6 protein-coding genes are annotated in these 6,508 nt (G+C 70.1%); 4 read left to right on the plus strand and 2 right to left on the minus strand.

Annotated elements, in window-relative coordinates; translation table 11 throughout:
- Positions 1–132: 132 nt before the first annotated feature.
- Positions 133–1,179 (minus strand): ATP-dependent DNA ligase, encoded by a 1,047-nt coding sequence (locus AC1DVT_RS16880; protein ID WP_477390173.1) that lies wholly within the window; start codon positions 1,177–1,179, stop codon positions 133–135.
- A gap of 230 nt (positions 1,180–1,409) precedes the next feature.
- Here AC1DVT_RS16880 and AC1DVT_RS16885 point away from each other — a divergent pair, with 230 nt between their 5' ends.
- On the plus strand, positions 1,410–2,990 hold the full coding sequence (locus tag AC1DVT_RS16885) for an aspartate:alanine exchanger family transporter (protein ID WP_477390175.1): 1,581 nt from the start codon (positions 1,410–1,412) through the stop codon (positions 2,988–2,990).
- A gap of 36 nt (positions 2,991–3,026) precedes the next feature.
- On the opposite strand, the gene AC1DVT_RS16890 is transcribed toward AC1DVT_RS16885, so the two are convergent.
- On the minus strand, positions 3,027–4,328 hold the full coding sequence (locus AC1DVT_RS16890; RefSeq protein ID WP_477390177.1) for an acyl-CoA dehydrogenase family protein: 1,302 nt from the start codon (positions 4,326–4,328) through the stop codon (positions 3,027–3,029).
- Between the two features lie 190 nt (positions 4,329–4,518).
- On the opposite strand from AC1DVT_RS16890, the gene AC1DVT_RS16895 reads away from it, so the two are divergent.
- The 3 genes from AC1DVT_RS16895 to AC1DVT_RS16905 all read left to right on the plus strand — a co-directional run.
- Positions 4,519–5,256 (plus strand): SDR family oxidoreductase, encoded by a 738-nt coding sequence (locus AC1DVT_RS16895; RefSeq protein WP_477390179.1) that lies wholly within the window; start codon positions 4,519–4,521, stop codon positions 5,254–5,256.
- Positions 5,257–5,264: 8 nt separating this feature from the next.
- Positions 5,265–5,849 (plus strand): TetR/AcrR family transcriptional regulator, encoded by a 585-nt coding sequence (locus AC1DVT_RS16900; RefSeq protein WP_477390181.1) that lies wholly within the window; start codon positions 5,265–5,267, stop codon positions 5,847–5,849.
- On the plus strand, positions 5,842–6,508 hold a 667-nt coding region (locus tag AC1DVT_RS16905; RefSeq protein ID WP_477390183.1), incomplete at its 3' end, for an alcohol dehydrogenase catalytic domain-containing protein. The genes AC1DVT_RS16900 and AC1DVT_RS16905, both read left to right, overlap by 8 nt.

The following is a 6,508-nucleotide window of genomic DNA, read 5'->3' on the forward strand; positions in this document are numbered from 1 at the left end:
GGCACATATCGATGGCGAGACACCAGATCCCGGCTGAGACACCGCGCGTCGCGTGATGTCTCAGTGGGAATGTGGTTTCTCGGCCTGAATGTGGTTTTTCAGCGCGCCGCGCGGCGGCCGGCCGGGGCGCGTTCAGTCCAGGACGTCGCCCAGGTCGTAGGCCGACACCGACTCGAGCTGGTCATACGTGCACGACTCGGGATCGCGGTCGGGGCGCCACCGCTCGAACTGGACGGTGTGGCGGAACCGCCAGCCCTCGAGCTGGTCGTAGCGCACCTCGAGCACCCGCTCCGGACGCAGGCGCACGAACGACGAGTCGGCCCGGGCGGCGGAGAACCGCGACTTCTCGCCGGCGCCGGTGAGCGCGGACCCGTCTTCGTCGCGCTCGACGAGCGGCGCGAGCTCGTCGATGAGCTCGAGGCGGCGCTTGTCGCTCCACGCCGCGACTCCGCCGACCGGGTACAGCTCGCCGTCCGCCGAGTAGAGACCCACGAGAAGCGACCCCACCCCCTGCCCGGACTTGTGGATCCGGTAGCCGAGGGCGACGACATCCGCCGTCCGCGCGTGCTTGATCTTGAACATCGTGCGCTTGTTGGGGGCGTACGGCTGGGCGAGCGGCTTGGCGATCACGCCGTCGAGGCCGGCGCCCTCGAACTCGGCGAGCCAGCGCTTCGCGAGTTCGGCGTCGGCGGTCGTGCGGGTGACGTGCACCGGGTGCGGCACCCCCCGCAGCAGGCCGACGAGTTCGGCCCGGCGCACCTCGAACGGCTCGTCGCGCAGGTCTCGATCCCCGCGCGCGAGCAGGTCGAACGCGATGAACATCGCCGGGGTGGTCTCGGCGAGCATGTTGACCCGGGATGCCGCGGGGTGGATGCGCTGCGTCAGCGACTGCCAGTCGAGCCGCTGGTCTCCGCTGTCGCCCTTGGGCACGACGACCTCGCCGTCGAGCAGGCACGGCTCGGGGAGGAGCCGCGCGAACGCCTCGACCAGTTCAGGGAAGTAGCGGGTGAGGGGCTTCGCGCCGCGGCTGCCGATCTCGACGTTCTCGCCGTCCCACGACACGAGGCCGCGGAATCCGTCCCATTTCGGCTCGTAGCTGAAGCCGCCGGCGATGGCGTCCTGCTCGGGCACCTTCGGGACGGACTTGGCGAGCATCGGCGCGGGGATTTCGTACGGCATGGGTCCATCCTGCCGTGGACGTCCGGTCTCGCCCACCCCTGCCCGGCCGGATCCCGCCCGTACCTAAGTGCGGGCGGATGCCGCGACCCGCCGGGTGGCGGCATCCGATCCTCGGCGTGTCGGTCTTCATCCCCGCAGCTGGGTACGGCGGGTTGGCGATGAGGGGGTGCGGCGGACCGGCGGGCACGGCAGACTCGGACCGGGCGCACCCGCGCCCCGGTGGAGGTGCAATGGACGTCGTCTTCGGGTTCCTCGCCGAGCGACCGGTGATCGTACTGTTCCTCTTCATCGGGGTGGGCGCGGCCTTCGGCCGGATCCGCATCGGCGTGGTGTCGCTGGGCGCGATCGCCGTGCTGTTCACCGCGATCGGCCTCACCGCCTGGAGTGTGGCGGTCGGGGAGCAGATCGGCGTCCCGGCGGTCGTCGGCGATGTCGGGCTGGTCGTGTTCGCGTTCTGCACGGGCATCATCGCCGGTCCCGGCTTCTTCAACGCACTGAAGACGGCGTACCCGCTCATGATCGTCGTCGCGGTGATCATGGCCGTGGCGGCGACCGCGACCCTCGTCCTGGGTCGCGCGGCCGACCTCGATCCGCTCACGATCGCGGGCACCTTCGCAGGGGCCATCACCAACACGCCCGCGCTGGCGGCCACCGGCGGCAGCCCAGAAGCGACCGTCGGCTACGCCAGCGCGTACGTCTTCGGGGTGCTCGGAGCGATGGCCGCGACGGCACTCGCGCTGCGGCACCGCAAGGACGATACGGATGCGCCGTCCCCGATCGTCGACAAGCCCATCCGGATCGACACGACCTCGATCCCGAAGGCCACCGACATCGCAGAGGCGCACGGACACCGGATCACGTTCTCGCGCGTGACCCACGGTGAGGGCGGAGAGTCCGAGGCGATCGGCCCCGACACCCAACTCGAGCAGGGCGACGTGGTGAACGTCGTCGGGCCGCAGGACGAGGTCGACGCGGTTGCCGCAGAACTCGGCCACACCTCGACGATCGACATCACCCGCGACCGCAGCAGTCTCGACTTCCGGCGCATCATCCTCTCGGACCCGAAGCTGTCCGGGCGCACGATCCAGAGTCTCGGACTGCAGCGGCGGTTCGGCGCGAACATCGTGCGGGTGCGCCGAGGCGACGTCGAATTCGTGGGCAGCCCGAGCTTCGTGCTCAACCTCGGGGACCGCATGCGGGTGGTCGGCCCCACCGACACGATGCCCGAGGTCACGTCGTTCCTCGGTGACTCCGAACGCGGCACGGCCGACCTCAACCCGGTGGCGCTGGGTATCGGGATCACCATCGGTCTGCTGCTCGGATCGATCCAGATCCCGCTCCCGGGCGGCTCGCATTTCAGCCTGGGCTTCGCCGCCGGCGCGCTGATCATCGGGCTGATCATGGGCCGCCTCCGGCGCATCGGCCCGTTCGTGACGTCGATGCCCCAGACGGCGGCGACGGTGCTCGCCGAACTGGGCCTGCTGATCTTCCTCGCCTACGCCGGGAGCAATGCCGGCTCGGTGATCGTCGATGCGATCGTGTCCGGACAGGTGTTCGTGCTGCTGGGGATCGGCGTCGTGGTCACCTCGATCGCGATGTTCGGCACGTACCTCATCGTCCGTCACGTGTTCCACGTGGGCGGCACCCGGCTGTCCGGGGTCATCTCCGGCGCCTCGACCAATCCCGCGATCTTCGGGTTCGCCAACGCCCGCACCGGCTACGACGTTCGCGTCGCCCTCGGCTACAGCCTGGTCTACCCGGTCGCCATGATCGTGAAGATCCTGCTCGCCCAGGTGCTCGTCACCCTCTGATCGACGGATGCCTCGTGCCGAGGCATCCGCTCCCGCTCAGGCGAAGGCGCTCATTCCGGTGATGTCCCGGCCGATCAGCAGTGCCTGGATCGACTCGGTGCCCTCGTAGGTGTGGATCGCCTCGATGTCGGCCATGTGCTGCATCACGCCGTTCTCGAGCAGGATGCCGTTGCCGCCGAGCAGGTCGCGAGCGGATGCCGCGATCCGGCGTGCGGCGCGCGTGTTGTGGTATTTCGCGAGCGACGCCTGGGTGGGCCGGAGGCCGCCGGACAGCTCGAGGTCGGCGAGGTGCCGGCAGTACAGCTGCATCGCAGTCAGCTCCTCGAGCATCTGCGCCAGGCGCTCCTGTACCATCTGGAACTTCGCGAGCGGCTTGCCGAACTGGATGCGCTGCTGCGCGTAGGTGAGCGCGGCCTCGTAGCAGGCGGTCGCGTGCCCGAGGGCCGACCAGGCGACGCCGGAGCGCGTCGAATACAGCACGGTCGAGGCATCCTTGAAGCTCTTCGTGCCCGGCAGCACGGCGTCGAGCGGCACCCGCACGTCGTCGAGGACGATGTGCGCCTGGTGGATGCCGCGCAGCGACGCCTTGCCGGTGATGACGGTGCCGGTGTAGCCGGGGCGATCCTGCTCGACGAGGAAGCAGCGCACGGCGCCGTGATCGGGCGCGCCGTCGTCGTCGATGCGCGCCCACACGAACGTGATGCCGCCGGACGCGCCGTTGCCGATCCACTTCTTGGCGCCCCGCAGCACCCACTCCCCGGTCCCTGAGCCGGCCCCGGTCCCCGAACCTGCCCCGGTCCCTGAGCCTGCCCCGGTCCCTGAGCCTGTCGAAGGGTCGCGGCGCGCGACCGTCTCGAGCGAGACGGAATCCGAGCCATGGTCGGGCTCGGTGAGCGCGAACGCCGCGAGCACMTCGGCGCGCGCGACCGGCACCAGCCACTTCTGCTGCTGCGCCGGGCTGCCGAACAGCGCGAGGGTGCGCAGCGCCAGACCGCCCTGCACCGCGATCACCGTGCCGAGCGAGCCGTCGCCGCGTGAGACCTCCATGTTCACGAGGCCGGCCGCGAGGGGTGAGAAGGGGGTGAGGCCGGGGTGGTCGATGCCGTCGTTGAGCAGGTCGAGCTCGCCCAGCCGCCGCGCGAGGTCGAGCGGGTACTCCGCGGCATCCCACGCGCCCTGCATGCGATCGCCGATCTCGTCGACGTAGCCCTGCGCCCGTTCCCACACCGCGCGGTCGGCATCCGGGATGTCGGCGAATACCGCGTAGTAGTCGGTGCCGCGGCGTCCGGTGAGGTCGTAGCCGTCTACCTGCTGACCTGGGACGGGGGTGAAGGTCATGACGACTGCTTTCGATCGATCGGATGCTGCGGTCTCAGGGTACCTCGGCGGTACTGAGTACCGCGAATCATGGCACGGAGTCTCAGGCTGTCCCCTCGCAATCTCGTATGATGATCGTGGTAGCCTGACCAAACCGACTGGCCGGTATGTGGCGGCTCGTCGGACATCGAGGCCACACGAAGGAGTGCAGGTGCAGAGGTTCGCAGACAGGGTCGCGGTCATCACCGGCGGCAGCCGCGGAATCGGCTTCGCCATCGCCCAGCGCCTCGTCGACGAAGGCGCCTCCGTGGTCATCACGGGCCGCCGGCAGGACTCGCTCGACGAAGCGATCGCCACCCTCGGTCCGCAGGCCTCGGCCGTCGCCGGCAAAGCCGACGACCCCGAACACCGCGCCGCAGTGTTCGCGCACGTCGCCGAACGCCACGGGCGGCTCGACCACCTTGTGAACAACGCGGGCATCAATCCGGCGTACGGTCCGCTGCTCGAAATCGACCTCGCCGTCGCGCAGAAGATCCTCGCGGTCAACGTGCTGGGCACCCTGGAGTGGACGAGGGATGCCGTCGCCGCAGGTCTGCGTCGCTCCATCGTGAATCTGTCGTCGATCAGCGCCGTCAGCGCCGCCCCGGGCATCGCGTTCTACGGGGTGTCGAAGGCGGCGATCATGAACCTCACCATTCAGCTCGCGCAGGAGCTGTCGCCCGGCATCCGGGTCAATGCGGTCGCCCCCGCCGTCATCAAGACCGCCTTCGCGCGCGCCCTTTACGAAGGACGCGAAGCCGAGGTGTCCGCCGGCTACCCGCTCGGCCGGCTGGGCGAGACCGCGGATGTCGCCGGCCCTGTGGCGTTCCTGCTGTCGGAGGACGCCGACTGGATCACCGGCCAGACGATCGTGATCGACGGCGGCGCGAGCCTGCGCCTGATCGCCTGAGGCGCGGCGTGAAGGAGACGAGCGTCGCCGACGATGTGACCCGTGCCGCCGTCCGGCTGTTCGCCGCGCAGGGCTACGCGAACACCAGCGTGCAGCAGATCGTCGAGGCCGCCGGCGTCACCAAGGGCGCGATGTACCACTACTTCGAGTCGAAGGACGATCTGCTCTTCGCGATCTACGAGCGCATGCTGTCGCTGCAGAAGTCGCACCTCGACGAGATCATCGCCCGCGGCGGCCCGGTCGACGACGTGCTGCGCGCAGTGTGCATCGACGTGGTGGAGACCTCGATCGAGTTCCTCCCCGAGGGCACGGTGTTCTTCCGCAGTCAGCACATGCTGGCCGCACCCCGGCAGCAGGAGGTGGTGAGGCGCCGGCGCGAGTACCACGACGCCTTCGCCGGCCTCGTGCGCCGAGGGCAGGACGAGGGCCGCTACCGCACCGACATCCCGCACGCTGTGCTGATCGCCCACTTCTTCAGCGACATCCACTATCTGTCGCATTGGTACGACCCCGCAGGTCCTGAGAGCGCGGCGGTCGTCGCCGAGCAGCTCACCGATCTCTTCATCACCGGAATCAGGAGGACGGATGCCTGAACCTCACGCCGCGGCCATCCCCTCGGCGATGCGTGCCTGGCGTGTGACCACGCTGGGCGAGCCCGCCGACGCGCTGTCGCTCGACGAGGTGCCGGTGCAGGCCCCCGGGCCGGACGAGGTGCTGCTGCGGGTGGTCGCCGTCGCGGCGAACTTCCCCGACGTGCTGCTCGCGCGCGGGCAGTACCAGGTGCGCCCCGACCTGCCGTTCGTGCCGGGCGTCGAGTGCTCTGCCCGGGTCGCGGCGCTCGGCTCCGGGGTCACCGGGTTCACGGTGGGCGATCGCGTGCTCGCCTCGAAGATCGGGCTGCTGGCGGAGTACGCCGTCGTGCCGGCCTCGGATGTGTGGGCGGCTCCGCCGTCGCTCACCGATGCCGAGGCATCCGGACTCACCGTCGCGTACCAGACCGCGTGGTTCGGACTCCATCGGCGGGCGGCGATCCAGCCGGGGGAGTGGCTGCTCGTGCACGCCGCCGCTGGGGGCGTCGGACTCGCCGCGGTGCAGCTCGGCGCCGCGGCCGGCGCGCGAGTGATCGGCGTCGTCGGATCCGCAGCGAAAGCGCAGGCGGTGACGGATGCCGGGGCTTCCGTGGTCATTGTGCGTGGCGTCGACGACATCGTCGGGTCGGTGAAGGATGCGACGGGCGGCCGCGGGGCCGACG

It is taken from the genome of Microbacterium sp. P2_F9 (assembly GCF_056403635.1).

Excerpts from the sequence above, each read along its gene's own strand:
- AC1DVT_RS16880 (WP_477390173.1), bottom strand. The coding sequence starts at position 1,179 with ATGCCGTACGAAATCCCCGCGCCGATGCTCGCCAAGTCCGTCCCGAAG.
- AC1DVT_RS16885 (WP_477390175.1), top strand. The coding sequence starts at position 1,410 with ATGGACGTCGTCTTCGGGTTCCTCGCCGAGCGACCGGTGATCGTACTG.